The organism is Streptomyces sp. NPDC047081 (assembly GCF_040643775.1).
GTDB lineage: Bacteria > Actinomycetota > Actinomycetes > Streptomycetales > Streptomycetaceae > Streptomyces.
Genome location: NZ_JBEYUY010000001.1, coordinates 302,275 through 326,025 on the forward strand (window position 1 = coordinate 302,275; position 23,751 = coordinate 326,025).

Annotated in this window: 27 protein-coding genes, 4 pseudogenes and 1 riboswitch; of the genes and pseudogenes, 15 read left to right on the forward strand and 16 right to left on the reverse strand. The window is 70.1% G+C overall.

Annotated elements, in window-relative coordinates:
* Nucleotides 1-132: 132 nt before the first annotated feature.
* Complete coding sequence (locus tag ABZ848_RS01410) at nucleotides 133-1,302, forward strand: steroid 3-ketoacyl-CoA thiolase (RefSeq protein ID WP_360823372.1); 1,170 nt, start codon at nucleotides 133-135, stop codon at nucleotides 1,300-1,302.
* A 48-nt stretch (nucleotides 1,303-1,350) separates the two neighbouring features.
* On the forward strand, nucleotides 1,351-1,578 hold the full coding sequence (locus ABZ848_RS01415) for a hypothetical protein (RefSeq protein ID WP_360823374.1): 228 nt from the start codon (nucleotides 1,351-1,353) through the stop codon (nucleotides 1,576-1,578).
* On the opposite strand, the gene ABZ848_RS01420 is transcribed toward ABZ848_RS01415, so the two are convergent.
* Entirely contained in the window at nucleotides 1,521-1,733 is a 213-nt protein-coding gene (locus ABZ848_RS01420; protein WP_360823377.1) for a DUF397 domain-containing protein, read from the reverse strand. The genes ABZ848_RS01415 and ABZ848_RS01420 overlap by 58 nt on opposite strands.
* Nucleotides 1,705-2,541, reverse strand: a complete 837-nt coding sequence (locus tag ABZ848_RS01425) for a helix-turn-helix transcriptional regulator (RefSeq protein WP_360823380.1) — start codon at nucleotides 2,539-2,541, stop codon at nucleotides 1,705-1,707. Before ABZ848_RS01425 ends, ABZ848_RS01420 begins: the two co-directional genes overlap by 29 nt.
* 94 nt (nucleotides 2,542-2,635) lie before the next feature.
* On the opposite strand from ABZ848_RS01425, the gene ABZ848_RS01430 reads away from it, so the two are divergent.
* From ABZ848_RS01430 to ABZ848_RS01440, 3 genes are all read left to right on the forward strand, one after another.
* Nucleotides 2,636-3,046 carry an ATP-binding protein gene (locus ABZ848_RS01430; RefSeq protein ID WP_360823383.1) on the forward strand — a complete coding sequence of 137 codons (411 nt, stop codon included), beginning with the start codon at nucleotides 2,636-2,638 and terminating at the stop codon, nucleotides 3,044-3,046.
* 65 nt (nucleotides 3,047-3,111) lie between these two features.
* Complete coding sequence (locus ABZ848_RS01435) at nucleotides 3,112-3,576, forward strand: hypothetical protein (protein WP_360823386.1); 465 nt, start codon at nucleotides 3,112-3,114, stop codon at nucleotides 3,574-3,576.
* Nucleotides 3,573-4,031 (forward strand): pyridoxamine 5'-phosphate oxidase family protein, encoded by a 459-nt coding sequence (locus tag ABZ848_RS01440; protein ID WP_360823389.1) that lies wholly within the window; start codon nucleotides 3,573-3,575, stop codon nucleotides 4,029-4,031. Before ABZ848_RS01435 ends, ABZ848_RS01440 begins: the two co-directional genes overlap by 4 nt.
* A 30-nt stretch (nucleotides 4,032-4,061) precedes the next feature.
* Here ABZ848_RS01440 and ABZ848_RS01445 read toward each other — a convergent pair whose 3' ends face one another.
* Nucleotides 4,062-4,508, reverse strand: coding sequence for a MarR family transcriptional regulator (locus ABZ848_RS01445; protein WP_360823392.1), 447 nt, complete (start codon nucleotides 4,506-4,508; stop codon nucleotides 4,062-4,064).
* Between the two features lie 69 nt (nucleotides 4,509-4,577).
* Between ABZ848_RS01445 and ABZ848_RS01450 the strand changes: the two genes are divergently transcribed.
* On the forward strand, nucleotides 4,578-4,946 hold the full coding sequence (locus ABZ848_RS01450) for a VOC family protein (protein WP_360823395.1): 369 nt from the start codon (nucleotides 4,578-4,580) through the stop codon (nucleotides 4,944-4,946).
* Here the strand turns inward: ABZ848_RS01450 and ABZ848_RS01455 are convergent.
* Nucleotides 4,924-5,103 (reverse strand): annotated as a pseudogene (locus ABZ848_RS01455) (hypothetical protein); the annotation flags it as partial. The gene ABZ848_RS01450 and the pseudogene ABZ848_RS01455 overlap by 23 nt on opposite strands.
* 61 nt (nucleotides 5,104-5,164) lie before the next feature.
* Entirely contained in the window at nucleotides 5,165-5,620 is a 456-nt protein-coding gene (locus tag ABZ848_RS01460) for a hypothetical protein (RefSeq protein ID WP_360823398.1), read from the reverse strand.
* Nucleotides 5,621-5,763: 143 nt separating this feature from the next.
* Between ABZ848_RS01460 and ABZ848_RS01465 the strand changes: the two genes are divergently transcribed.
* From ABZ848_RS01465 to ABZ848_RS01480, 4 genes and pseudogenes are all read left to right on the forward strand, one after another.
* Nucleotides 5,764-6,786, forward strand: a complete 1,023-nt coding sequence (locus ABZ848_RS01465; RefSeq protein WP_360823401.1) for a D-isomer specific 2-hydroxyacid dehydrogenase family protein — start codon at nucleotides 5,764-5,766, stop codon at nucleotides 6,784-6,786.
* A complete protein-coding gene (gene vanA / locus ABZ848_RS01470; protein WP_360823404.1) occupies nucleotides 6,779-7,822 on the forward strand; it encodes a D-alanine--(R)-lactate ligase in 1,044 nt (347 codons plus the stop codon). Before ABZ848_RS01465 ends, vanA begins: the two co-directional genes overlap by 8 nt.
* Nucleotides 7,819-8,442, forward strand: a complete 624-nt coding sequence (gene vanX, locus ABZ848_RS01475; protein WP_360823406.1) for a D-Ala-D-Ala dipeptidase VanX — start codon at nucleotides 7,819-7,821, stop codon at nucleotides 8,440-8,442. The genes vanA and vanX overlap by 4 nt, the downstream gene beginning before the upstream one ends.
* A pseudogene (locus ABZ848_RS01480) lies at nucleotides 8,442-9,071 on the forward strand (Mur ligase family protein); the annotation flags it as partial. The gene vanX and the pseudogene ABZ848_RS01480, both read left to right, overlap by 1 nt.
* Before the next feature lie 31 nt (nucleotides 9,072-9,102).
* On the opposite strand, the gene ABZ848_RS01485 reads toward ABZ848_RS01480, so the two are convergent.
* From ABZ848_RS01485 to ABZ848_RS01520, 8 genes and pseudogenes are all read right to left on the reverse strand, one after another.
* Nucleotides 9,103-10,248 (reverse strand): peptidoglycan bridge formation glycyltransferase FemA/FemB family protein, encoded by a 1,146-nt coding sequence (locus ABZ848_RS01485; protein WP_360823409.1) that lies wholly within the window; start codon nucleotides 10,246-10,248, stop codon nucleotides 9,103-9,105.
* An 85-nt stretch (nucleotides 10,249-10,333) separates the two neighbouring features.
* Nucleotides 10,334-11,017, reverse strand: coding sequence for a YoaK family protein (locus ABZ848_RS01490; protein ID WP_360823413.1), 684 nt, complete (start codon nucleotides 11,015-11,017; stop codon nucleotides 10,334-10,336).
* Nucleotides 11,018-11,274: 257 nt separating this feature from the next.
* The gene (locus ABZ848_RS01495) at nucleotides 11,275-11,694 is read right to left on the reverse strand and encodes a transglycosylase SLT domain-containing protein (RefSeq protein WP_360824310.1); all 420 of its coding nucleotides are present in this window, start codon (nucleotides 11,692-11,694) and stop codon (nucleotides 11,275-11,277) included.
* Nucleotides 11,695-11,969: 275 nt separating this feature from the next.
* Nucleotides 11,970-12,827: an ECF transporter S component gene (locus ABZ848_RS01500; RefSeq protein WP_360823416.1), complete on the reverse strand. Its 858-nt coding sequence runs from the start codon at nucleotides 12,825-12,827 to the stop codon at nucleotides 11,970-11,972.
* On the reverse strand, nucleotides 12,788-14,473 hold the full coding sequence (locus ABZ848_RS01505; protein ID WP_360823419.1) for an ATP-binding cassette domain-containing protein: 1,686 nt from the start codon (nucleotides 14,471-14,473) through the stop codon (nucleotides 12,788-12,790). Before ABZ848_RS01505 ends, ABZ848_RS01500 begins: the two co-directional genes overlap by 40 nt.
* Nucleotides 14,470-15,605 (reverse strand): annotated as a pseudogene (locus ABZ848_RS01510) (CbiQ family ECF transporter T component). Before ABZ848_RS01510 ends, ABZ848_RS01505 begins: the two are co-directional and overlap by 4 nt.
* A complete protein-coding gene (locus ABZ848_RS01515; RefSeq protein ID WP_360823422.1) occupies nucleotides 15,598-16,215 on the reverse strand; it encodes an SCO2322 family protein in 618 nt (205 codons plus the stop codon). Before ABZ848_RS01515 ends, ABZ848_RS01510 begins: the two are co-directional and overlap by 8 nt.
* Nucleotides 16,212-17,450, reverse strand: a complete 1,239-nt coding sequence (locus ABZ848_RS01520; protein WP_360823425.1) for a prenyltransferase/squalene oxidase repeat-containing protein — start codon at nucleotides 17,448-17,450, stop codon at nucleotides 16,212-16,214. The genes ABZ848_RS01515 and ABZ848_RS01520 overlap by 4 nt, the downstream gene beginning before the upstream one ends.
* A 132-nt stretch (nucleotides 17,451-17,582) precedes the next feature.
* A riboswitch (cobalamin riboswitch) is annotated at nucleotides 17,583-17,655 on the reverse strand.
* 89 nt (nucleotides 17,656-17,744) lie between these two features.
* Between ABZ848_RS01520 and ABZ848_RS01525 the strand changes: the two are divergent.
* Nucleotides 17,745-18,419, forward strand: a pseudogene (locus ABZ848_RS01525) (phosphotransferase).
* Between the two features lie 69 nt (nucleotides 18,420-18,488).
* Entirely contained in the window at nucleotides 18,489-18,674 is a 186-nt protein-coding gene (locus ABZ848_RS01530) for a hypothetical protein (protein ID WP_360823428.1), read from the forward strand.
* Here the strand turns inward: ABZ848_RS01530 and ABZ848_RS01535 are convergent.
* Both ABZ848_RS01535 and ABZ848_RS01540 read right to left on the reverse strand, forming a co-directional pair.
* A complete protein-coding gene (locus ABZ848_RS01535) occupies nucleotides 18,647-19,111 on the reverse strand; it encodes a nuclear transport factor 2 family protein (RefSeq protein WP_360824313.1) in 465 nt (154 codons plus the stop codon). The genes ABZ848_RS01530 and ABZ848_RS01535 overlap by 28 nt on opposite strands.
* Nucleotides 19,112-19,171: 60 nt before the next feature.
* Nucleotides 19,172-20,200 carry an MBL fold metallo-hydrolase gene (locus ABZ848_RS01540; protein ID WP_360823431.1) on the reverse strand — a complete coding sequence of 343 codons (1,029 nt, stop codon included), beginning with the start codon at nucleotides 20,198-20,200 and terminating at the stop codon, nucleotides 19,172-19,174.
* 85 nt (nucleotides 20,201-20,285) lie between these two features.
* On the opposite strand from ABZ848_RS01540, the gene ABZ848_RS01545 reads away from it, so the two are divergent.
* Genes ABZ848_RS01545 through ABZ848_RS01555 form a run of 3 tightly spaced genes read left to right on the forward strand, consistent with a single transcriptional unit; the run spans nucleotide 20,286 to nucleotide 22,906 of the window.
* Nucleotides 20,286-21,743 carry an aldehyde dehydrogenase gene (locus ABZ848_RS01545; protein WP_360823434.1) on the forward strand — a complete coding sequence of 486 codons (1,458 nt, stop codon included), beginning with the start codon at nucleotides 20,286-20,288 and terminating at the stop codon, nucleotides 21,741-21,743.
* A gap of 5 nt (nucleotides 21,744-21,748) precedes the next feature.
* The gene (locus tag ABZ848_RS01550; protein WP_360823437.1) at nucleotides 21,749-21,982 is read left to right on the forward strand and encodes a ferredoxin; all 234 of its coding nucleotides are present in this window, start codon (nucleotides 21,749-21,751) and stop codon (nucleotides 21,980-21,982) included.
* Nucleotides 21,983-22,033: 51 nt separating this feature from the next.
* The gene (locus tag ABZ848_RS01555) at nucleotides 22,034-22,906 is read left to right on the forward strand and encodes a tetratricopeptide repeat protein (protein WP_360823441.1); all 873 of its coding nucleotides are present in this window, start codon (nucleotides 22,034-22,036) and stop codon (nucleotides 22,904-22,906) included.
* A gap of 129 nt (nucleotides 22,907-23,035) precedes the next feature.
* Here ABZ848_RS01555 and ABZ848_RS01560 read toward each other — a convergent pair whose 3' ends face one another.
* On the reverse strand, nucleotides 23,036-23,662 hold the full coding sequence (locus ABZ848_RS01560) for a TetR family transcriptional regulator (protein WP_360823444.1): 627 nt from the start codon (nucleotides 23,660-23,662) through the stop codon (nucleotides 23,036-23,038).
* Between the last annotated feature and the right edge of the window lie 89 nt (nucleotides 23,663-23,751).

Sequence of the window (23,751 nt, forward strand, 5' to 3'; positions counted from 1 at the left end):
GCACGACCCTTGCGGTTATGGACGTTCAGTCAGCAGACTCCTTGCAGAACTAGAACACGTACTAGTTCAGCGTGGCGGGGCCGGCCGGGACGCCCCCGCGCCGCGCGGGTACCCGAGGAGAGGACCTCCCCCATGGCCGCGGAACCCGTGATCGTCGAAGCCGTACGCACCCCCATCGGCAGGCGCGGCGGAGCACTCGCCAACCTGCACCCCGCCTATCTCCTGGGCGAGACCTACCGTGAACTGCTCGGCCGCACCGGCATCCCCGCCGACGCGGTCGAACAGATCGTCGGCGGTACGGTGACCCACGCCGGCGAGCAGTCCATGAACCCCGCGCGCACGGCCTGGCTGACCATGGGCCTGCCGTACGAGACCGCCGCGACGACGGTCGACTGCCAGTGCGGCTCCAGTCAGCAGGCCTCGCACATGGCCGCCAACATGATCGCGGCCGGCGTCATCGACGTCGGCATCAGCTGCGGCGTCGAGGCGATGTCACGCGTTCCACTGGGGTCGGGCTCCAAGCACGGCCCCGGGAAGCCGTTCCCCGACGAGTGGAACGTGGACCTGCCGAACCAGTTCGAGGCGGCGGAGCGCATCGCCCGTAACAGGGGCCTGACGCGGGAGAACGTCGACTCGCTCGGCCTCATCTCCCAGGAGCGGGCGGCGATCGCCTGGTCCGAGGAGCGCTTCAAGCGGGAGACCTTCGCGGTCCAGGTCCCGACCACGGAGGACGAGCAGCGGGCCGGGCAGGGCATGTGGCGCCTGGTGGACCGTGACGAGGGCCTGCGCGACACGTCGATGGAGGCGCTGGCCGGCCTCAAGCCGGTCATGCCGACCGCCATTCACACGGCGGGCAACTCGTCCCAGATCAGCGACGGCGCGTCGGCGATCATGTGGGCGTCGAAACGGATGGCGCGGGCGCTGAAACTGAAGCCGAGGGCGCGGATCGTCGCGCAGGCTCTGGTGGGCGCCGACCCGCACTTCCACCTCGACGGACCGATCGACGCGACGCGCGCGGTGCTGGGCAAGGCGGGGATGTCGTTGCGCGACATCGACGTCGTCGAGATCAACGAGGCGTTCGCGTCGGTGGTGTTGAGCTGGGCGCAGGTCTTCGAGCAGGACCTGGAGAAGGTCAACGTGAACGGCGGCGCGATCGCGCTCGGGCATCCGGTGGGCGCGACGGGTGCGCGGCTGATCACCACGGCCCTCCATGAACTGGAGCGCACGGACAAGGAGTTCGCGCTGATCACGATGTGTGCGGGCGGCGCGCTGGCCACGGGCACGATCCTGCAAAGGCTGTAGCAGACAAAGGCAGTAGACAGTCAGGACCCGGGCTGGTCAACTTGCCCGATGCTGATCAACCTGATCCTCCGCGTCCTGCCCTTCTACATCCGCGACCCGCTGATCATCGCCATCTGCGCCTTCTTCACCGGCCTGGCCTTCTACTGGTTCGTCACGGCAGGAGGCCTGGGCCGGCTCGGCGTCGGGCTGATGTTCCTGGCGGTGGGAGCGCTGCGGGTCTACTTCTTCCGCAAGGAGTGGAGATCGCACCGGGCGGCGAAGGAGGTGACGAACTGACGGAAGGCGTCGGGCCGGAAGGACAGCACCGGCCCGGTCACGTTTTTTGAGTCGCGGACGGATACGGCGGTCGGGGCTTCGGCGACTTCGAGGCATTCGCCGCCCTGGTCGCCGCTGTAGCTGGACTTACGCCACTGGGTCGCCTGGTTCTCCATAGCGTTCCTCCATCACCCGCCGGATCAGCTCCGCCGAGTCCCTGAGGGAGAGCGCGGCGGCTTGCAGATGATCGTAACGGAGTGAGCAGTCCTTGACGGTGTCCGGGTTCGCGGTCGGATGCCCGTTGCTGTAGCCCTCGGTATAGACGATGGTCGGGTCGCTCGCGAACCGGAAGACGGTGAATGAGCCTTGGGAACCGGCGTGTGCGCCTGCCGAGAACGGGAGCACCTGGACGTTGATCCGCGGGTTGTTCTCGAAGCTCAACAGGTGGGCCAGTTGGCCGCGCATGGTCTCCGTCCCGCCGACCTCCTGGTACAAGGCGCCCTCGCTGATGACCATCCAGAAGACCGGCGGCTCGTCCTTCTCGAAGATGCGCTGCCGGGCCAGTCGTACCGCGGTGCGGTCGTCGAGGTTCGTGCGGTCGAGGGCGCCGAGGGTGGCGCGTGCGTACGCGTCGGTCTGGAGGAGGCCGTGGATCATGCCCATCTGGAACGTACAGATCTCGACGGCCCGCGCCTCCAGCTCGGCCACCTGCCTGAACCACGCCGGAAGTTGACTGCGCATCACCAGCTCGACGAGCCGCGACAACGCGCCGCCCGTCTCCAGTGCCGCGTCGGCTCGCTCGCTGAACTCCAAGGTGGGGAGCTTGCGGGCGGTCTCGATCTGGCCGATGAGGGAGCCCGTGTAGTTGAGGATGTCGCCGAGTTGGCGTTGGGTGAGGCCCGCGGCCTCGCGGTAACGGCGTAGCTCGTAGCCGTAGTAGTCGAGGGGCGAGGCGCCCGGGTCGAGGGTGTTGATGTGGGTCACGTACGGCCCCCTCGTGCAGTCGGCTCCGCGTACATCGCGACGGGTTGTATTCACCCTATGGCCCAGCGTAGTTGTGCCAGGTCACGATCGTCCCGTGAACCCATACTTTCCCCCCACCTACCGCCTGAGTCTCACGGTCGGCGCCCACTCGGCCCGCCACATCCGCCGTATCGTCCGCTCGCTGCTGGACGAGTGGGACCTGCCGGAGCTGACGGACGCGGTGGAACTCGGCGTGACGGAACTGGTCGCCAACGTCGTACGGCATGTGCCGGACCGGCGGTGCGTGCTGCTGGTGCTGCGGCAACTGGCCGGGGTGCGGGTGGAGGTGACGGACGGCTGCCCTCGACTCCCGTCCGCGAGGGCCGAGTTGGGGGCGGAGGCCGAGGGCGGGCGCGGGCTGCTCCTGCTGGAGGCGGTGGTGGACAAGTGGGGGGTGTCGTTGGCGGGGGCCGGGGGCGGGGGCGGGGGCGGGAAGACGGTGTGGTTCGAGTGCGGGAAGCCCTGACCGGAAGGGTGCGCCGATGAGTTCCGCCCGCCGCTGCGGTCTGTCTTGGTGAGGAGGTGTTCGCGGTGGACACGACGGAACGGCGGGAAGCGCTGGCTCGGCTGGACGTGCTGGTCGGTGAGTGGGTGGTGGAGGCCGAGTTTCCGGGACCGGCGGCGCCGCCGCAGGGCCGCTGCGTCTTCGAGTGGGGCCTGGACGGAGGCTTCCTGGTCCAGCGGATGCAGGCGCCGAATCCGGCCCCCGACAGCATGGCGATCATCGCGGTCGCCCCGGAGACGGGCGGGTACACGCAGCACTACTACGACTCGCGGGGAGTAGTGCGCCTGTACGCGATGACCTTCGCCGATGGCATCTGGCAACTGCTGCGCGAGCGGCCGGACTTCTCGCCGCTGGCGTTCCGGCAGCGGTTCGTCGGAGAGGTGGGGGAGGGCGGCGATGTCATCCGCGGGGCGTGGGAGCGGGCGGAGGTGGACGCGGCGGCGCCGTGGGAGCGGGACTTCGTGATGACGTACCGCAGGAGTGGCGCATGAGCCGGGCCGGGATGGCGCGTGGCGTCGTCGACACGAACCGTTACATGGTGCTGGCGACCGCCGACTCGGAGGGCCGCCCGTGGAGCTCTCCCGTCTACTTCGCTCACGTCGGGTACCGGGAGTTCGTGTGGGTGTCCTCGCCGGAGGCCCGGCATTCGTGCAACATCGCGGTGCGGCCGGAGGTGGGGATCGCGATCTTCGACTCGTCCGTGGCGATCGGGACGGGGCAGGGGGTGTACGTGTCCGCGGTCGCCGGGGTGGCCGAGGGGCCGGACGCCGAGCGGGCGATGGATGCGTTCTCCCGGCGGTCGCTGCTGCACGGGGGGCGGGCGTGGACGCTCGACGACGTCCGGGGCGGCAGCGGGATGCGGCTGTACCGGGCGGTGGCGGAGGAGTACTCGATCCTGGCGAAGGACGGCGGGCCGGACCACCGGGTCCGGGTGGAGCTGGCCTGATCGACAACCCTGTCGACTGCCGCGCGGGGATCAACTGCCGCGCAGGGAACGGACCATGCTCTGCAGGATCCGGAACGCCTCCGCCTGCTCGGGTCCGGTCAGGCCGGCCAGCATTCTGGCCTCGACGGACCGGACGGCCGCGCTCGCCTGCTCCAGGCTGCGCCGGCCGCGGGGGGTGAGCCGCGTGGGGAGGGCCTTGCCGACGGGGGCCTGCTCGGGCCTGGTCACGTAACCGTCGCGTTCCAGGGACTGGAGCAGCACGTTCATCGTCTGCCGGGTCACGAAGGCGCCGCGCGCGAGCTCGGAGTTCGACAGGCCGGGGCGTTGCGCCAGGAGCTCCAGGCAGGAGTAGTGCGTCACGTTCATGCCGAGCGGGCGCAGCACTTCCTCCATGGCGGCGCGCAGGGCGCTCGACGCTTCCTTGAGCAGGTAGCCCAGTGACGTCTCCAGGTCGACGCCGACACCTTCTTGACCCATGTCAGCATTCTGACATAGCGTGCTGCGTGTCAGAAAACTGACATGAGTTCCCTGCGAAGGAGCGTCACCATGCCCGCCACCGGCCCCGACTTCATCTCGCTCCAGGTACGCGACCTCGACGCGTCGCAGGCGTTCTACGAGCGCTACCTGGGCCTGGTCCGCTCACCGGCGGGACCTCCGCACGCCGTGGTCTTCGAGACGAAGCCGATCGCGTTCGCGCTGCGGGACGTCATTCCCGGCACGGACCTCGCGTCCGTCGCGCAGCCCGGCATCGGCACCGCGATCTGGCTCCACGCCACGGACGTCCAGACCATCCACGACGCGCTCACCACCGACGGCCACACCATCACCTCCGCCCCGATCGACGGCCCCTTCGGCCGAACGTTCACCTTCGCGGACCCGGACGGCTACCGGATCACGCTGCACGACCGCGTTTGACCGGGCGGTGCGGTATGGGCCGGTAGGTGGGCTCTTGGGTGCGGCCGTCGAACGTCCGGCTCTCGATCAGTTCGAGGTCGAAGTCGTCCGCGCCCTCGAAGATCAGGTCGGTCCCGGTCCGACCGCTGATCACGGGGAAGACGGTCACCTGGAGGCGACGGCAAGGCGGTTGTCAAGCATGCCGAAACTCATCGCCCCCTGTTGTCTCGGGCTGACCTCTACCCCCACGTGGCCGCGAGATCGGCAGCGACGACGAGGACTGAACCGCACGTGAAGGAAATCTCGTGCGACATGCCTGACGGATGCGGAAGCACTTCGTCCAACTGCAGGGCGCCCAGGCGAGGGAGCATGCCGTCGGGGTCCTGGGTGTCCACGCGGAAAGACTGGACGTCCGAGTAGCGGATACGCAAACCGCCCTCGTGCTTCCACTCGTTGGGGATCAGGGAAAATTCGAGAGTGATTTCCCCTTGATCATCGGCGAGCGTTGCTTGGCTCAGCTCCAGATCCTTGACACACCGAGCGGCTCGAAAATCGTAGTGTTCCGGGTGGGCGGCAAACGCTGCCGCGCCGGGGGGAAGGCTGTCAGAGAGCTGCGGGAGGGCCTGCAAGTAATTCTGTGGATCCAGGTGGTATCCGTACCGATCCTGCAATGACTCCACACGCACGTACTTCACTTGGGCCGCCCTTGCGTCGACAAGTCGATCGGTGAATCGAGAGGGTAGCCGACGCGGTCAGGCTACTACTGACGAGTAGCATATCGTCGCCGTATCGGAAACCGCATACGTGCCTGCAACACCCTGCCCCCTTGACTACGGGCATGACCTACAGCGAACCCGTACGAACTGCGGTCCGTCGTAGCCGATCGCTTGGAGCCTTAACCGGAATCACGGTCTACGGGTGCGAACCGGACGAGGCCGTTCTGTTCCGGGAGTTGGCGCCCCGTTTTGGTGTTGTGCCTACCATTACTGAAGCGGGCGTGTCCGAGGGTAATGCCGGGCTGGCCGTTGGGAATCGGTGTGTCAGTGTTGGTCACAAGGCGCGGATATCGGACTCCGCTCTCCTTGCTCTGAGTCGCGCCGGTGTTGCCTACATCTCCACTCGGAGTATCGGATTCAACCACCTCGACGTGGAGTACGCGGCCAGTCTCGGCATCTCCGTTGAGAATGTCTTTTACTCGCCCGACAGCGTCGCCGACTACACGTTGATGATGATGCTGATGGCGGTACGGAACGCCAAGTCCACCGTTCGGCGTGCGGATGTTCATGATTACCGGTTGCACGGGGTGCGCGGGAAAGAGTTGCGTGATCTGACCGTTGGGGTTGTCGGGACCGGGCGCATCGGGGCGGCGGTCGTCGGCAGGCTTCGGGGGTTCGGGTGTCGAGTGTTCGCCCACAGCAACCGGGCCAATACCGATGTCGAATACGTTTCCCTCGACCAACTGCTGCGACTCAGCGACATCGTCACGCTCCATACGCCGCTCAACCGCGAGACGCGCCACCTCCTCGACCGTCGGCGCATCGGGCAGATGAAGCGCGGTGCCTTCGTCGTCAATACCGGGCGCGGTTCACTCATCGATACCGAGGCTCTCGTGGTCGCCCTGGAAAGCGGCAGGTTGGGCGGTGCGGCCCTCGATGTCGTCGAGGGGGAAGAGGGGATCTTCTACGCCGACTGCAGAGGCGCGCGTATCGACAGTGAACACCTGCTGCGGCTCCAGGAAATGCCCAACGTGCTCATCACTCCGCACACCGCCTACTACACCGACCGCGCCCTGCGCGACACCGTCGAGAACTCCATCACCAACTGTCTGAAATTCGAGAGTGGGGAACAGAAGTATGGATAAGTTGAGGGTTGGGATTGTATTCGGGGGGCGTTCCGAAGAACACCCCGTCTCCGTCAAGTCCGCGCAGGAAGTGGCCAAGAACCTCGACCTCGACAAGTACGAACCGTTCTATGTCGGGATCACGAAGGGCGGTGCCTGGAAGCTATGTGAGCGTCCGGGGGCGGAGTGGGAGGACGGTGGGGGGCCTACCGTCGTGCTGTCGCCGGACGGTGGTGGCGTGCGTGGACTTCTCGTCCTGGAGCAGGGGCGTTACGAGACCGTCGGCCTGGACGTCGTACTGCCCGTCCTGCACGGCAAGTTCGGTGAGGACGGCGCTATGCAGGGGCTGTTGGAACTCTCCGGTATCCCGTACGTGGGATGCGACATTCAGAGTTCTGCCCTGTGCCTCGACAAATCCCTCACCTACGTCGTCGCCCGCAGCAAGGGAATCGCGACGCCGAACTTCTGGACCGTCACGCCGGACGAGAAGATCGACGGCGACTGGTTCAGTTATCCCGTCTTCGTCAAGCCGGCCCGTTCGGGGTCGTCATTCGGTGTCAGCAAGGTGTCCGCCGCGGAAGAACTGCCAGGTGCCATGGACATCGCGCGGAAGTACGACTCCAAGGTGCTGATCGAGGAAGCCGTCGTCGGCGACGAGGTCGGATGCGCCGTACTGGGGAACGGGACTGACCTGACCGTCGGCGAGGTGGACCGGATCGCCCTGTCCCACGGCTTCTTCAAGATTCACCAGGAGGACGACCCCGAAAGCGGCTCCGAGAACTCGACTCCCATCGTTCCCGCCGATATCTCGGCGACTTCGCGTGCGCTCGTCCAGGAGACGGCCAAGGACGTGTACCGCGCCCTGGGATGCGGGGGGTTGGCGCGCGTGGACCTGTTCCTCACGGCTGATGGGGAGGTTGTCCTCAACGAGGTGAACACGCTCCCCGGCCTGACCTCCTACAGCCGTTATCCGCGCATGATGGAAGCCGCCGGGCTGCCGTTCGCCGAAGTGATCGACCGGGTGGTGTCGTTGGCGTTGGCGAGGGCGGGCCGATGAACGACGACTTCGTCTTTCTGGACGAGTTCGTACCCGGCGTGCGCTGGGACGCCAAGTACGCCACCTGGGACAACTTCACCGGCAAACCGGTGGACGGATACCTGGCGAACCGGATCGTCGGCACGAGGGCCCTGTGCGCGGCCCTCCGGAACGCGCGAGAGGAGGCCGCCTCCCGCGGCTTCGGCCTGCTCATCTGGGACGGTTACCGGCCGCAGGGCGCCGTGGACCGCTTTCTGCGCTGGTCGCGGGAGCCGGAGGACGGCAGGACGAAGGCACGGCACTATCCGAACATCGACCGCGCCGAGATGTTCGAGAGTGGGTACGTGGCTGCCCGGTCGGGTCATAGTCGTGGCAGCACCGTCGATCTGACCATCTATCACCTGGAAACCGGTGAACTCGCCCCCATGGGCGGCGGCCATGACCTGATGGATCCCATCTCTCACCACGGAGCGAAGGGAATCGCGCGAAACGAGGCGGCGAACCGTCGGTATCTCCGTTCCGTCATGGAGAGTTGCGGGTTCAGCTCCTACGACCGCGAGTGGTGGCATTACACCCTCAAGGACGAGCCCTATCCGGACACCTACTTCGATTTTCCCGTCGCGCTGCTGGGCAGGTCCTGATGATCCCGCTCCGCCTCGCCGAGATCGCCGCGGCCGTCACGGGGACGGTCGCGGGAGACGGAGACAGCGATGTGACGGTGACCGCGCCCGCCGTGCTCGACAGCCGGCAGGCCGAGCCCGGCGGCCTCTTCGTCGCCCTCGCCGGCGAGCACGTCGACGGCCACGACTACGCCGGTCAGGCCGCCCTGGCCGGCGCGGTCGCCGTGCTCGGCTCCCGGCCCACCCCACTTCCCACCGTCGTCGTCGGCGACGTACAGCGCGCGCTGCAGGCACTCGCCACCCACGTCGTCGCGCGGCTGCGCGACGGCCTGACCGTCGCCGCTCTGACCGGCTCCCAGGGCAAGACCGGCACCAAGGACCTGCTGGCAGCCGTACTGAAGAGCGCAGCACCGACCGTCGCCACCATCGGCTCGCTCAACAACGAGCTCGGCGTCCCGCTCACCATGCTGCGCGCCGACGCGGCCACCCGTTTCCTCGTCCTGGAGATGGGCGCCCGCCACGTCGGCGACATCGCCCAGCTCACCGCTCTGGCCGCGCCCGACATCGCCGTCGTCCTGAACGTCGGACAGGCCCACCTCGGCGAGTTCGGGTCACGCGCGGCCATCGCCACGGCCAAGGGCGAGCTGGTCGTGAGACGCGTATAGGTCGTGAGATGCGGGCTCACCGCCCGCGTCGTCTCATGAAGAGGTCGAAGGCCCGGTAGATCGTCGGCCGCAGCGGCAGGTCCCACTCGCCGACGTACCGCACGGCCCGACCGCCGGTGCCGGCCTTGAACTGGATCAGCCCTACGTGCGGGTCGTCCGCGTCGAGGGTGGACGTGATGCCGCGCAGGTCGTAGACCTCGCAGCCGGCCGCCAGCGAGTCCCGGATCATCGCCCACTGGCACGCGTTGGAGCCGCGCACCTCGCGCTTGGCGGTGGAGGAGGCGCCGTACGTGTACCACGCGTGCGCGCCGACGCGGACCAGGATGGCGGCGGCGACCAACTCGCCCTGGTGGCGCGCCAGATAGAGCCTGATCCGCTCGGGGGCCTCGGCGCTCAGCTCGGCGAACATGGTCGTGAAGTAGGGCAGCGGGCGGGGCGTGAAGCGGTCTCGCTCCGCGGTGTGGACGTACAGGTCGTGGAATGCCTTCAGGTCGTCAACGGCCGTGATCTCGTCGGCCGTGACCTCGACGCCCTCCTTGGCCGCCTTCTTGAGGTTGCGACGCCAGAGCTGGTTCATGGCCCTGAGCAGGTCGTCCTCGGTCCGGCCGGTCAGTGGGATCTCGTACGTGAACTGCGGCTGTCCGGCGCCGAATCCGTCCTCCGGGCTCCGCGGCAGCCAGCCCGCGTCCCTCAGCTGTCCGGCCACGCCGGCGCCGATCGGGTCGGTCCGGCCGCCGGACAGGTCGGTGAGCCGTCTGACGCCCTGGTCGGCGATGCCCTCCTTGACCCGCGCGGCGCTCCAGGTGTCCGTGCGCACCGGCGGGCCGAGCCGGATCGCGAACGCGCCCTGCCCCTTGAGCAGGCCCGCGAGCGGGTCGAGCCACCTGTCGAGCCTGCCGTTCCAGTCGATGGCCCGGCCCTGGGCCAGATACGCCAGCGTGTAGCGCTCCAGCCGCGGCACCGGGCGGTGCAGGACGAGTCCGGCCCCGACCAGCCGGCCGCCGTCGTACCAGCCGAGGGACTCACTGCGCCACTCGGTCTTCACACGGCCCCAGGCCGGGGTCTGGAGGAAGCTGACCGATCCCCGCGTCCGCACGAACGCCAGGTGCTCGGCGGCGCTGATCGGCCGCACGGTCAGTCGTACTGGTTCGGAGTAGGGCATGCGCCCAGCCAAGGCAGTGCCGTGTTGCCCGCGCGTATGCGGTTTTCGATACGCGGACGATATGCCTGGCGCCGACTCCCCGCTCCTACTCCCGGCCCGAGGCCACCACCGCCAGTACCCCCGCCACCGCCGCCGCGACCAGCAGCGGAATCGCCAGGCCGTGGTCCGTCACCAGCCACGCGCCCAGCCAGGCGCCGGCCGCCATCGCGACCACGGACGCCGTGCGGCGGGGGGAGCGGTGGCCCGAGCCGCCGCCCGCGCGGGAGTCGGAGGCCAGGCCGGTCAGGGTCATGGTGAGGACCGTCGTCGTGAGGTCGGGGATGCCGAGTTTGCGGACCGTGGCGTTGCGCAGGCCCATCGCGAAGGCCGTGACGGCGATCAGGGTGTAGACCGTGGCCGTCGCGTGCGGGGCCGCGAAGGCCACCGCGGCGCATACGCCGAGCAGGACCGCTTCCGTGGCGATAGTCAGGCGGGCCCACCTGCGGCGGGAGCCCTTGCCGAGCCACCGGGAGCTTCTGCCTCCCGCCGTCGCGCCGATCAGGAAGCAGACCAGCGAGGTCGCCGTGTGCGGGACCGAGAAGCCGGGGGCACCGGCCGCCGCGAAGCCGAGGACGACGACGTTGCCCGTCATGTTGGCGGTGAAGACGTGGCCCAGGCCCAGGTAGCTCACCGCGTCGATCAGGCCGCTGACCACGGTCAGCCCCAACAGCACGGCGACCAGGCGCAGTCCGCGGGACTCGTGCGTGGTCTCTTCGGTCTGCTCGCTCATGGAGGCTGCTCCGCGGTGGGCCGGACGGGCGGGGTGCACCCAAGTCCACCATGAGGGAGGGGGGTTCTCGGACACCCCGGTCGCCGACCACGACGCCCGCGCGGTGAAGGGGGCGGGCAGGTGGCGATGGGTACGTCGGCAATGCCCGCACATGCGCCCGCACCCTCGCCGGTGAGGGGGCGAGGGTGCGGGTGAGAGACCAGGGCGCCACGGACCACTTCGGTACGTTCGCGGTGTCGGCGCCCCAGGGCGGCGGATCAGTACCAGCCGTTCGCCTGCCAGAAGGACCAGGCGCCGGTGGGGCTGCCGTAGCGGGAGTTCATGTAGTCGAGACCCCACTTGATCTGGGTCTTGGCGTTGGTGCGCCAGTCCGAGCCGGCCGAGGCCATCTTCGAGCCCGGGAGGGCCTGGACCAGACCGTAGGCGCCGGAGGAGGCGTTCGTGGCGTTGACGTTCCAGCCGCTCTCGTGCTCCACGATCTTGCTGAACGCGGCGTACTGGGTCGCGTTCGGGATCAGCTGGTGCGCGATCGCCTTGGCCTCGGTGGCCGAGTCGGCGGTCGCGGCGTGGGCGGGGGCCGCGGTCAGCACCATGCCGGCGGTGGCGGCGGCCACGGCGGCGGTGGTGAGGGCCTTCTTCGGGGACGCGATGCTGCGGGCGATGCGGGAGACGAACACGGAGAACCTTTTCTTCGGGGACATGGTCGTCGCGTACGGCACCTCTCGGGCTCATACGTCGGCGCCGCGACCCTGAGGGCTCGTCGGCGCCGTGCGACGTCGTCCAGAGAAACAGGCTCGGAGCGCGTCCGCAATGACCCCTTTTACTAGTTGTGGTCGCATGTGGGGTGCATGTGACTTGTGTGATCTGGATCTCTATGTGCAGGTCAGGGGCGGTATTGGCGTGAGCATGGCGTCCGATATGCACTACTAGTGAATATAGTGGGTGATGTGGGTCATGTGGGGTGCTTCACCGGTGGGCGGGGCTCGAATGTGACCGCGGTCTCGAACGCCGCCCGCCGGGTGGCTCTGCGTAGCGCCCTGAGCACGGCCGGGCCGAGGAGGAAGGTCAGTACGACCGTGCACAGCGCCCGGCCCAGGTCCCAGCCCAGCGAGGTGGCCACGCAGTAGAGGACGAAGCGGGCCAGGTTGGCGGGGGCCGAGCCGTCCGGCTGGAAGGCGATGTTCGAGGCCTGGCCCTGCATGAAGGGCCAGCCGGCGAGGTTGGTGACCGTGCCGTAGGCGAACGCGGCGAGGAAGCCGTAGCCGGCCAGCAGCGCGAGCTCGGCCCGGCCGCGCAGGCGCTCCGCCCCGGGCAGCAGACCCGCGCCCATCGCGAACCAGCCCAGCGCCAGCATCTGGAACGGCATCCACGGCCCCACCCCGCCGGTGAGCAGCGCCGACGCGAACATCGACAGCGAGCCGAGGGTGAAGCCGAAGCCGGGGCCGAGGACGCGTCCGCTGAGGACCATGAGGAAGAACATGGGCTCGATGCCGGCGGTGCCCGCGCCGAGGGGGCGCAGGGCGGCGCCGGTCGCCGCGAGGACGCCGAGCATCGCGACGGCCTTCGGGCCCAGGCCCGATTCCGAGATCGTCGCGGCCAGGACGAGTACGAGGAGGACGAGGAGGCCGGCGAAGAGCCAGGGGGCGTCGGCTGCGTGGGCGCTGACCTGGGAGGTCGGCGGGGCGAGGAAGGGCCAGCCGAGGGCGGCGACGCCTGTCGCGCTGACGAGGACGAGGGCCGTGACGGAGCGGGGGCCGAGGTGGATGACCTTCACTGCAGGGCCTCTCTCACTTGTGCCACCGTGAGCCATTTCTGGGGGGCCAGGATCTTGCTGACCTGCGGGGCGAAGGAGGGGGAGGCCGTGATCACGTCGGCCGCCGGGCCGTCCGCGATCACCTCGCCGTCGGCGAGCAGGACCACGCGGTCGGCGATCTCCGCGGCCAGCTCCACGTCGTGGGTGGCCAGGATGATCGCGTGGCCCTCGGTGGCGAGGGCGCGGAGGAGGGTGGTCAGGCGGGACTTCGCCGCGTAGTCCAGGCCTCGGGTCGGTTCGTCGAGGAGGAGCAGGGGTGGGCGGGCGGTCAGGACGACGGCGAGCGCGAGGGTGAGGCGCTGGCCTTCCGAGAGGTCCCGGGGGTGGGTGGTGTCCGGTATCCCCGGGAGGAGATCGGAGAGGAGGGCGCGGCAGGTGCCGGGGGTGGCCTTGGCGTCGTGGTCGGCGGCCCTGCATTCGGCGGCGACCGTCTCGGCGTAGAGGAGGTCTCGGGGTTCTTGGGGGACCAGGCCCACTCGGCGGATCAGGTCGGGGGGTGGGGTGCGGTGGGGGGTTGCGCCGCCCACCTGTACTTCGCCGGTCGACGGTTTGGTCAGGCCTACGAGGGTGTTGAGGAGGGTGGACTTTCCGGCGCCGTTGCGGCCCATGAGGGCGACTGTCTCGCCGGGGGTGATGGTGAGGGTGATGTTGTGGAGGGCGTGGGTGACGGAGAGGGAGTGGACCTCGGCTGCGTGGGGGGTGGGGGCGCCTGATGGCTCGGGGGGTGCTGATCGTTGGCGGGTGCGGGTTGGGTGTGGCTGGTCGCGCTCACGCGGCGGTAGCCGCATATCCAATACAGCCCCGCGCCCCTTGGGGGTGCTTGCTGGCGGCGTCAGCCGGTCGCGCAGGTCTGCTGCTCTTCGCCTTGCGTCCCTCACAGTCAGGGGCAATGGGGTCCAGCCCGCCATGCGGCCCAGGGCCACCACCGGGGGGTATACCGGCGATACGGCCATCATCTCGGCCGGGGTGCCGAGCTTCGGTGTTGCTCCCGGCGCTGCCAGGACGGCGACCTGGTCGGCGTACTGGACGACCCGTTCCAGGCGGTGTTCGGCCATGAGGATGGTGGTGCCGAGGTCGTGGACCAGGCGTTGGAGGACCGCCAGGACTTCTTCCGCCGCTGCGGGGTCCAGGGCCGATGTCGGTTCGTCGAGGATCAGGGCTCGGGGGTGGGTGGTGAGGACCGAGCCGATCGCCACTCGTTGTTGCTGGCCGCCGGAGAGGGTGGAGATGGGGCGGGCGCGGAGGTCGGTGAGGCCCAGGAGGTCCAGGGTTTCCTCCACTCGGCGGCGCATCACCGTGGGCGGCAGGCCCAACGACTCCATGCCGTAGGCGAGTTCGTCCTCGACCGTGTCCGTCACGAAGTGGGAGAGCGGGTCCTGGCCCACCGTGCCCACCACGTCGGCCAGTTCGCGGGGCTTGTGCGTGCGGGTGTCGCGGCCCGCCACCGTGACCCTGCCGCGCAGGGTGCCGCCGGTGAAGTGGGGGACCAGGCCGCTGACCGCGTTGAGGATCGTCGACTTCCCGGTACCGGACGGGCCCACCAGGAGGACGAGTTCGCCTTCCGGGACCTCGAAGTCCACGTTCCTGACGGTGGGTTCGGTGGCTCCGGCGTAGGTGACGGAGACATCTTCGAAGCGGATCACGACGGCTCCTTGGGGGATGGCGCGACGAAGGCGGGGAGGAGGCCGAGGAGTACGGCCGCCGCCGGCCAGAGGGGGAGGGTGGGGGCGACCAGGGGGATCACGCCCGGGTGGAGGGCGGTGGGGTCCTGGGCGGAGGCGAGGGTGAGTGCCGCCGCGACCGCCATTCCGGAGACGGCGACCAGGCAGCCCGGGTGTTCCAGCGGTCGGGGCGGTAACGGGTGCGGGGCGTGCGGCGGCCGCCCAGGCGCAGGCCGATGAGGGCCGCGGTGAGGCCGGCGAGGAGGAGGGGGAGGCCGTAGACGCCGCCTTCGGCGGTCAGCAGGCCGTACGTTCCCGCGCATACGCCGAGCAGGCCGCCGAGGGTGAGGGCGGTGGTCGTACGGCGGACGGCGGGTGGGACTTCGGCGGTACGGCCGTAACCGCGGGCGTCCATCGCGGCGGCGAGGGCGACGGAGCGTTCCAGGGCGCCTTCGAGGACGGGCAGGCCTACCTGGAGGAGGCCGCGGAGGCCCTTGTCGGGGCGGCCTCGGAGGCGGCGGGCGGCTCGTAGGCGGTGGACGTCGGCGATGAGGTTGGGGGCGAAGGTGAGGGCCACGACCACCGCCACGCCCATTTCGTACAGGGCGCCGGGGAGGGACTTGAGGAGGCGGGTGGGGCTGGCGAGGGCGTTCGCGGCGCCTACGCAGATGAGGAGGGTGGCCAGTTTCAGGCCGTCGTAGAAGGCGAAGGTGAGGGTTTCGGCGGTGATCCTGCCGCCTATGCGGATGCCCTGGGCCCAGTGGGGGAGGGGGGCTTCGGGGAGGGTGAGGAGGGTGTGGGTGCCGGGGAGGGGGGAGCCGAAGGCGGTGGCGAAGAGGAGGCGGATGAGGAGGACGGTCAGGGCGAGTTTGAGGAAGGCGGAGTAGGAGCGGGACCAGGGGGAGTGGGGGGTGGTGGGGCGGCAGGTTGCCACTACGTAGGCGGAGGTGGTGATGAGGAGGGTGAGGAGGAGGGGGTTGGTGGTGCGGGTGGCTGCGGTGCCGAGGGAGAGGGACCAGAGCCACCAGGCGGCGGGGTGGAGGTGGGCGGGGCGTGGGGGCTGGGCGGGGGCCGGGGCGCGACCGGCCGCAGGCTGTGCGGCATTGCTAGCCACGCCTGCGCCGCCTTGTCTGCCACACCGCTGCCGCCCCCAACACCGTCACCGTCGCTACTCCCGCCCACAAGCCCGCTGACGGGCCCGTTCCCTTCTTCTTCGCGGGCGTTGCCGTCGTCAGTGGCTCGCCGCACCCCCGTTCCGGGTAGCCCGCGATTGCGCACAGCAGGGCGTTCGTGTCGTAGCGCAGGGGCTTCGCCACCGATGCCAGGGCCTCCGCCGTCGTCGCATCCGAGGGCACCCGGGCGCATGCCGTGCGGCGGGTCGGTGGGGTCTCGCCCGACGGGGCGTCCCGCTTCGTGCCGAAGTCGATTACCAACGCCACCCGTTTGTGGTCCTTCTGCGTCCGGGTTCGCGCGCAGATCACCCCGAAAGAGACCGGGCCCCGCGGCCTCGCCGCCTCCGTCGAGTCCTCGCTCACCGCGAAGCGGAAGCCCTGGACCTCGCCGTCGGTGGGGCGGGTCGTCGACGGGCCCTGCGTGGCGTACGTCCAGTGGGAGGCGTCGTAGGTCCAGAAGGACCAGTAGCGGTAGGCCGTGGCGTGGGCCGGCGCACCCGCCGAGAAGGTCAGGAACAGCGCGGCCAGGGCCACGGTGGCTCGGCGGATCACTGCTGACGCCTCCGGCCCCGGAGTATCAGGGCGAAGCCGATCAGCGCGCCGATGAGGAGCCCGCCGCCGACCGTCCAGGCAGCGCTCAGACCACCCTTGTCGGAATCGTCGGTGTCGGATGATGCTTTCGCGTCGCTCGCGCCCGCCGTCGGGTTGTCGTCCACCCCCTCCGGCTTCGGACCCGTCGCGTTGAGCTTGGCCACCAGGTCCTCCCCGCCGAAGTCGTGCACGTCGCCACCCGGCGTCGCCGCCGCCGCGAAGATGAGTTGGGCGTACGCGGCCGGGCCCGCCTTCGCCGCCCAGGCGCCCGCGTTGGACTCCAGCCAGTGCAGGGGCTTGGCGGCCTGGTCGCCCAGGCCCGAGGTGGAGAGGGCGACCACCGCGTCGGCCGTGTTGCCGTAGTCCGGCTGGGGCTCGGCGCCGGGGAGGGCCGTCGTCAGGTGGCCGTCCTTCGCCAGGGTCTTCGCGAGCCAGGCCGCGCCGTTGGTTCCCGCCTGCACGGGCAGAGGCCCCTCGGGCTTCTGGCAGGTCGCGGCGGAGTCGTCCTCGTCCTGCGCGCTCCCCGCCAGGGTCTCGCCCTGCGCACCCAGCGCGGCCGCCGCCGTGGCGTCCGCGTTGGCCGTCAACTCCCCCTTCTTGTCCGGCTGGTACGCGAACGCGCCCCCGTCCTTCCCACCGCACGGCAACGCCAGCTTCAGCAGCGCGTCGTACGGCGACTTCCCGTCCTTGCGGAGGTTGGGCACCGTCACCCCGCCCTGCGCGAGCGCGCCTATCACCACCGACGTCGAGTTCGCGTCGCTCGCGCCGCCCGCGAAGTAGCCCCAGCCGCCGTCCTTGTTCTGGACCGACTTCAGCCAGCGGACCGCCTTGCCGACCTGGGCGTCGTAATCGCCGATCTCCGCGAGCGCCTGCACCGCGGCCCCCGTGCTGTTGGTGTCGGCCTTGCAGGGTGCGTCCTTGCCGTCGCGGAAGGCGGCGAAGGCGCCGTTGGCGCACTGCTGCCCGGCCAGCCAGTCCGTGGCCGAGCGGGCCGGCTCGACGCCGACCGTGCGCTGCGCGAGCAGGGCCAGCGACTGGCGCCAGACACCGTCGTACGTCGGGTCGGTGGTGCCGTACAGCCCGTCGGGTATCGCCACCGAGGGGGAGGGCGACGGGGTCGCGGCGACGGCCGGGGTCGCGGTGCCGATCACTGCGGTGGCGGCCAGGGCCGCGGCGCTGCGGCGGACGACGTTCATGATCGGTGGGTGCCTCTCCCGGTGGGGGAGCCGGGCAGCACGGGGACACCCCGGGCGGCTCGGCTCCGTATTCCTCGACGGTGCCGTGCGCCGGCGGGCTGCCGGCACACCTGAGCCGGTCACGTTCGCGCGGGGCAGTCCGGCTCAGCGTCCCGGGGGACGGATCACGGTTGCGGGTCAGCGCCGGAATTGCACCGGCTTCCCCCCGTACGGGTGTGATGACGACTCGGCAACCATACCCGCCCGTAACCAGGACCCTGAGGGGCGGCTGTGCGAGTGGGTAGTTTCCATCGCATGGGGATCACGGGGAAACTGCTCGGCTCCGGCCGTACCTGCGACGTGTACGAGATCGACGGCGGCTGGGTGCTGCGGCGGAACCGGGAGGGCTGGGGCGACGCGCTCGCCGAGGGTGCGGTCATGGAGCATGTGCGCGCGTACGGCTATCCCGTGCCCCGCGTCCGGCTCGCCGACTCCACGCGGACCGAGCTGGTGATGGAGCGGGTGGCCGGGGTGACCATGCTGGAGGCGTTCGGGGCCGGGACGATCGGCGTGCGGGAGGGCGGGGAGGTACTGGCCGGGCTGCTGCGGCAGTTGCACGGCATTCCGGGGCCGGGCGGGACCGGGCGGGTTCTCCATCTCGACCTGCATCCGGACAATGTGATGCTCACCGGGGGCGGGCGGCCCATGGTGATCGACTGGAGCAACGCGGAGGAAGGGGACCCCGGGCTCGACTGGGGTATGTCCGCCGTGATCCTTGCCTAAGTCGCCGTCGACGACGGGCCGTTGGCCCACCTGTCCGACCTGGCCCGCGCCGGTCTCGCCGCCCTGCTCGCCGACCCCTCCCACCTCACCGAGGAGGGGCTCGCGGAGGCCCGGAAGCGGCGCTCCCGCAATCCGACCATGAGCGCACGGGAGGTCGAACTCCTCGGGGACGCCGAGGAGTTGATCAGGACGTATTGGCGGGCATGAGCGGCACCGGCACCTCGGCCGACCGGCTGGCACAGGACCAGGGGTAGGTCGTCGCTGGGGCGTCGACCGGTGCATCTGGGAACCCCTCGGCCGCGCCCAGATGGACCCCCGCAACTCTCGGCCGCCACACCCGCGAACGAGCCCTCCGCGCCCGCCTGCCTCGGCGACGAGGCCTACGAACAGGCATACGCCGAGGGCACGGCGATGTCGTACGACGAAGGCCTCGACTACGCGCTGGGCGACGCGGAGGCCTGAGGAGTCGGTCCGCCGAAGGGCAGGTGCAGAACCCTGCGGGCGAGCAGCCAGTTGCCGTGGATGCGCCGGAACTCGTCCTCGTAGTGGCCGACTTGGACCGGCGGGCCGGCCGGGAGCATGCCGCCGGTCCAGCCTTCGACGCGGTACGTCGTGAAGTACGACGTCGACTCGGCCGTGTCCGGTGAGGTGGCCGTGACGCGGATGTTGGACATGACCCGCCGCGAGAGCTTGTCCGGCGGCCGGGCCCCGAAGTACGCCCGCAGCTCAGCCCGCCCTACGGACCGTCGACCGTCTCCCGGCGGCGGCCACTCCCACACCCCGTCCTCGGTGAACAGCCCGGCGACGGAAGCGGGTTCACCGAGATCGAGACGGTGGACGAAGTCGAGGATCAGACGCTCACAGGCGCGTTCGGCGAGCAGCCGCTCCAAGGGGTCCATGGTCATTGGTAACAGCGCACCCGCCGCGCCCACGACCCCTTTTCCACTGCCACCGACCCTTTACACCGCCACGTACGCCACCGGCTCGCTCCCCGCCACCGCCTCCGCCCGCCCCAGCTTCACCAGCCGCCGCAGATGCGCCTCGGCCTCCGAGACCGCGATGTTCCTTGATCCGTAAGGGATTTGGCCCCAGGGCCGGTTCCACTCCATGCGCTCGGCGAGCTGCCACGGGGTGAGCGGTTCGACCAGGAGGGAGCGGAGGTCGGCGAGGCGTTCCTCGTGGTGGGCGAGCAACTCCCGTACCCGGGCGGCCGCGTCGGTGAAGGCGTACTGGTGGGCGGGGAGCACCTCGGCCGCGCCCAGGCGCCCGATCCGCTCCAGGGAGTCGAGGTAGTCGCCGAGCGGGTCGGTGACGGTGGCGTCGTCGGGATCCTCGTACAGGCCGATGTGCGGGGTGATCTCGGGGAGGAGGTGGTCGCCGGAGAACAGGCGTCCGTGGCCGGGGAGTCGGGAGGGGTGCTCCTCCTCCAGGTGCAGGCAGACGTGGCCCGGAGTGTGACCCGGTGTCCAGATCGCGCGCAGCCGCCGCCCCGGGAGGTCGAGGAGCTCGCCGGGGACGAGTTCGCGGTCGGGCAGGGCGGGGGAGAAGCCGGGGAGGGTGGTGCGGGGCGCCGCGTCGCGCAGGGGCGCGATGTGCTCCTCGGGCGCACCGGCGGCGGTGAGCTTGTCGGTCATGTACGCGAACCAGCGCCCGGGTTGGGTCTCCCGAGTCCGGCGCACGATCGCCGTGTCGGCCGCGTGCATCGCGATCCAGGCGCCGGAGGCCTCGCGCACCTTGCCCGACAGGCCGTGGTGGTCGGGATGGTGGTGGGTGATCACGACCCCGTGGATCTCCTCGACGGAGGTCCCGCAGCCGGCCAGCCCCTCGGCGAGCACGGACCAGGAGGCGGGGTCGTCCCACCCGGTGTCCACCAGCACGGGTCCGCGGTCGGTGTCCACGACGTACACCAGCGTGTACCCGAGCGGGTTGTCCGGAATGGGCACCTGAACGGACCGTATGCCCCCACCATGATCGAACGTCGTCGCCATCTGTCCTCCGCTCCACGGCCATTGCTCACTATAACTAGAACTGGTATCAGTTCCTGAAACACCGTCAGAAACGAGGGCAGTGGTGATGGCCGAGCTCGTGGAACACGGACAGCTGTTCATCGGCGGGGAGTTGACCGATCCCCTGGGCGAGGACGTCATCGAGGTGATCTCGCCCCATACCGAGGAGGTCATCGGGCGGGTGCCGCACGCCTCGCGGGAGGACGTCGACCGGGCCGTCTCGGTCGCGCGGCGGGCCTTCGACGAGGGGCCCTGGCCGCGGATGAGCCTCGACGAGCGGATCGAGGTCGTCACCCGGATCAAGGACGCGATCGCGGTGCGGCACGAGGAGATCGCGCGCGTGATCTCGTCCGAGAACGGGTCGCCGTACTCCTGGAGCGTGCTCGCGCAGGCGCTCGGCGCGATGATGGTGTGGGACGCGGCGATCACGGTCGCGCGGAACTTCACGTACGAGGAGCGGCGCGACGGCGTGCTCGGGAAGATCCTGGTGCGCCGCGAGCCGGTCGGGGTCGTGGCGGCCGTAGTCCCCTGGAACGTCCCGCAGTTCGTCGCCGCGGCCAAGCTCGCGCCCGCGCTGCTCACCGGCTGCACGGTGATCCTCAAGCCCTCGCCGGAGTCGCCGCTGGACGCGTACATCCTCGCCGACATCACGCGCGAGGCCGGGCTGCCCGAGGGTGTGCTGTCGATCCTGCCGGCCGACCGCGAGGTGAGTGAGTACCTCGTCGGGCATCCCGGCGTCGACAAGGTCTCCTTCACCGGGTCGGTGGCCGCGGGCAAGCGCGTGATGGAGGTCGCCTCGCGCAATCTCACGCGCGTGACACTGGAGTTGGGCGGCAAGTCGGCGGCCGTGGTGCTGCCGGACGCGGACGTGGCGGCCACCGTCGCCGGGGTCGTGCCCGCCGCCTGGATGAACAACGGGCAGGCCTGCGTGGCGCAGACCCGCATCCTCGTCCCGCGCTCCCGCTACGACGAGTTCGCGGACGCCTTCGCGCAGGCCGCGAGCGCGCTGGTGGTCGGCGACCCGCTGGACACCGCGACCCAGGTGGGCCCCCTGGTCGCCAAACGCCAGCAGCAGCGCAACCTCGACTACATCCGCATCGGCCAGGAGGAGGGCGCCAAGATCCTCACCGGCGGCGGCCGGCCGCCAGGCCTGGACCGCGGCTGGTACGTCGAGCCGACCCTCTTCGGCGACGTCGACAACTCCATGCGCATCGCCCGCGAGGAGATCTTCGGCCCGGTCATCTGCCTGCTCCCGTACGGCGACGAGTCCGAGGCGCTGAAGATCGCCAACGACTCGGACTACGGGCTCAGCGGCAGCGTGTGGACGGCCGACGTGGCACACGGCATCGAGGTCGCGGGGCAGGTCCGTACCGGCACCTACTCGGTCAACACCTTCAGCCTCGACATGCTCGGCCCGTTCGGTGGCTACAAGAACTCCGGTCTGGGGCGGGAGTTCGGCCCCGAGGGCTACGGCGAGTACCTCGAACACAAGATGATCCACCTTCCCGCCGGCTGGGAGGGCTGAGCGGCATGGGAGACCGCTGGCACGTCGAGGTCGACCGCTCCGTCTGCATCGGCTCGGCCCAGTGCACGCACCGGGCCGAGGGCGCCTTCCGCCTCGACTCGGCCATGCAGTCGCACCCGGTGGACCCGGAGACGGACGCCAACGAACGCATCCTGGACGCCGCCGAGAACTGCCCGGTGGAGGCGATCGTGATCACCCTGCTGGGGAGCGGGGAGCCGGTGTTCCCGCCCGAGGAGTAGCCGCATACGCTCCTGCGGTCGTCACCGAAGCGATCAGGGGCAGGGAAAAGGGTGGAGAAGTCCGAGGCGAAGAGGCTGTTCCAGCAGGCGCGGGCGGCCTGGCAGGAGAAGGAGTGGTTGCGCGCCGCCGACCTCTACGAGCAGCTGCTCGCGCACTTCCCCGACGAGAAGGCGAGCGCGGACTGGTGGTACGACGCCGCGCTCGCCCACAAGTTCCTGCGCAACTGGGCCAAGGCGTACGCCCTCGGCCGCGAGGCCGCCGCCCGGGCCCCGCGCGGCGAGGGCGACCCCGCGTTCTGGAACCTCGGCATCGCCGCCACCATCCAGGGCGACTGGCCGACGGCCCGCGACGCCTGGGCCGGCTTCGGCATCGAGATCCCGGACGGCGAGGGGCCGATCGAGGGCAGCTTCGGCGCGGCCTGCGTACGGCTCGACACCGGCGGCGAGCGCGAGGTCGTCTGGATCGAACGCCTCTGCCCGACCCGGGGACGGGTCGTCAACGTGCCCATCACCAGCGGCCGGCGGTACGGCGAGATCGTCGTGCACGACGGCGAACCCAAGGGCGAGCGGGTCTACGACGGCCGGACTTACCCCGTCTTCGAGGAGCTGCTCCTCCTCCAGGAGTCCGAACTGCCCACCCTCCAGGTGACGGTCGCCGCGGGTGACAAGGCCGACGTACGGGCCCTGCTCGACCTGTTCACCGAGCACGGCTTCGGCGCCGAACCCGCGAGCAGCGTCCAGATGCTCTGCGCCTGCTGCAGCGAGGGCAGCGTGGCCAAGGAGGGCGAGGACGGCACCCTGCACACGGGCGCCCAGCGGGTGTCCCTCGCGGCCCCGGAGGAGGATGCCCGGCGCCTGCTGGACCAGTGGGCGACCGAAACGGCGATCGGCCGAAGCTGGAGCGGGCTGCAGCCGGTGGGCTGACCAGGGCATCGGCATCGCGCCGTCCGGGACGCTGGGTGTGTGGCTGCGGCCGGGTCTCGTCATCGTGGCGACCGGCGGGATCGGGACGTTCGCCGTCCTCGCTCTCGGTCAACGAGCCCTGCGCAACAGCTAGTTGTCCTCCGGTGCCGTGAGGTCGATGAGCCGGCACACCGTCTCGATGTCGATCTTCACCTGGGCGATGGAGGCGCGGCCCGAGAGCCAGGTGATCAGGGCCGAGTGCCAGGTGTGCTCGATGACGCGGACCGCGGAGAGCTGCTCGGGGGTCGGGTTCTCCTGCCCCATCGCATCCAGGATGATCACCGTGGTCTGTCGGGAGACCTGGTCGACCTCCGGCGAGACGCTGCGGTCGGCGAAGGTGAGCGCCCGCACCATCGCGTCGGCCAGATGCGGCTCGCGCTGCAGCGCCCGGAAGGCCCGCATCAGGGTCTCGGCGACCCGCTCGGCGGCCGTCTCGCCGCCCGGCGGCTTCTTCCGCAGCGTGCCGTGCATGTGCTCCAGCTGGTCCTGCATGGTGGCGACCAGCAGATGCACCTTGGACGGGAAGTAGCGGTACAGCGTGCCCAGCGCCACCTGCGAGGACTCGGCGACCTCCCGCATCTGCACCGCGTCGAAGCCGCCCCGGCTGGCCAGCTGCGCGCTCGCGTGCAGGATGCGTCGACGACGCGCCTCCTGCCGCTCCGTGAGGGGCGGGGAGGACGTCCGCGCGGTGGCGTCCGGCTTGGCTTCCGCAGGCATGTGTCCCGTCCGGTGACAGTCGGTGAAGGCCGGTGATCGCACCGAGCATGGCAGGGCGTCCGCCGTGGCGCGAATCACCTGATCCACTG

What these genes read in the sequence shown, in the direction of transcription:
- ABZ848_RS01450 (WP_360823395.1), top strand. Translation starts at nt 4,578, where the DNA reads ATGCCCGCCACCGGCCCCGACTTCATCTCGCTCCAGGTACGCGACCTC.
- ABZ848_RS01415 (WP_360823374.1), top strand. Translation starts at nt 1,351, where the DNA reads ATGCTGATCAACCTGATCCTCCGCGTCCTGCCCTTCTACATCCGCGAC.
- ABZ848_RS01545 (WP_360823434.1), top strand. Translation starts at nt 20,286, where the DNA reads ATGGCCGAGCTCGTGGAACACGGACAGCTGTTCATCGGCGGGGAGTTG.
- vanA (WP_360823404.1), top strand. Translation starts at nt 6,779, where the DNA reads ATGGATAAGTTGAGGGTTGGGATTGTATTCGGGGGGCGTTCCGAAGAA.
- ABZ848_RS01540 (WP_360823431.1), bottom strand. Translation starts at nt 20,200, where the DNA reads ATGGCGACGACGTTCGATCATGGTGGGGGCATACGGTCCGTTCAGGTG.
- ABZ848_RS01485 (WP_360823409.1), bottom strand. Translation starts at nt 10,248, where the DNA reads ATGCCCTACTCCGAACCAGTACGACTGACCGTGCGGCCGATCAGCGCC.
- ABZ848_RS01420 (WP_360823377.1), bottom strand. Translation starts at nt 1,733, where the DNA reads ATGGAGAACCAGGCGACCCAGTGGCGTAAGTCCAGCTACAGCGGCGAC.
- ABZ848_RS01550 (WP_360823437.1), top strand. Translation starts at nt 21,749, where the DNA reads ATGGGAGACCGCTGGCACGTCGAGGTCGACCGCTCCGTCTGCATCGGC.
- ABZ848_RS01560 (WP_360823444.1), bottom strand. Translation starts at nt 23,662, where the DNA reads ATGCCTGCGGAAGCCAAGCCGGACGCCACCGCGCGGACGTCCTCCCCG.
- ABZ848_RS01490 (WP_360823413.1), bottom strand. Translation starts at nt 11,017, where the DNA reads ATGAGCGAGCAGACCGAAGAGACCACGCACGAGTCCCGCGGACTGCGC.
- vanX (WP_360823406.1), top strand. Translation starts at nt 7,819, where the DNA reads ATGAACGACGACTTCGTCTTTCTGGACGAGTTCGTACCCGGCGTGCGC.
- ABZ848_RS01410 (WP_360823372.1), top strand. Translation starts at nt 133, where the DNA reads ATGGCCGCGGAACCCGTGATCGTCGAAGCCGTACGCACCCCCATCGGC.
- ABZ848_RS01500 (WP_360823416.1), bottom strand. Translation starts at nt 12,827, where the DNA reads ATGGCTCACGGTGGCACAAGTGAGAGAGGCCCTGCAGTGAAGGTCATC.
- ABZ848_RS01445 (WP_360823392.1), bottom strand. Translation starts at nt 4,508, where the DNA reads ATGGGTCAAGAAGGTGTCGGCGTCGACCTGGAGACGTCACTGGGCTAC.
- ABZ848_RS01535 (WP_360824313.1), bottom strand. Translation starts at nt 19,111, where the DNA reads ATGGACCCCTTGGAGCGGCTGCTCGCCGAACGCGCCTGTGAGCGTCTG.
- ABZ848_RS01465 (WP_360823401.1), top strand. Translation starts at nt 5,764, where the DNA reads ATGACCTACAGCGAACCCGTACGAACTGCGGTCCGTCGTAGCCGATCG.
- ABZ848_RS01440 (WP_360823389.1), top strand. Translation starts at nt 3,573, where the DNA reads ATGAGCCGGGCCGGGATGGCGCGTGGCGTCGTCGACACGAACCGTTAC.
- ABZ848_RS01520 (WP_360823425.1), bottom strand. Translation starts at nt 17,450, where the DNA reads ATGAACGTCGTCCGCCGCAGCGCCGCGGCCCTGGCCGCCACCGCAGTG.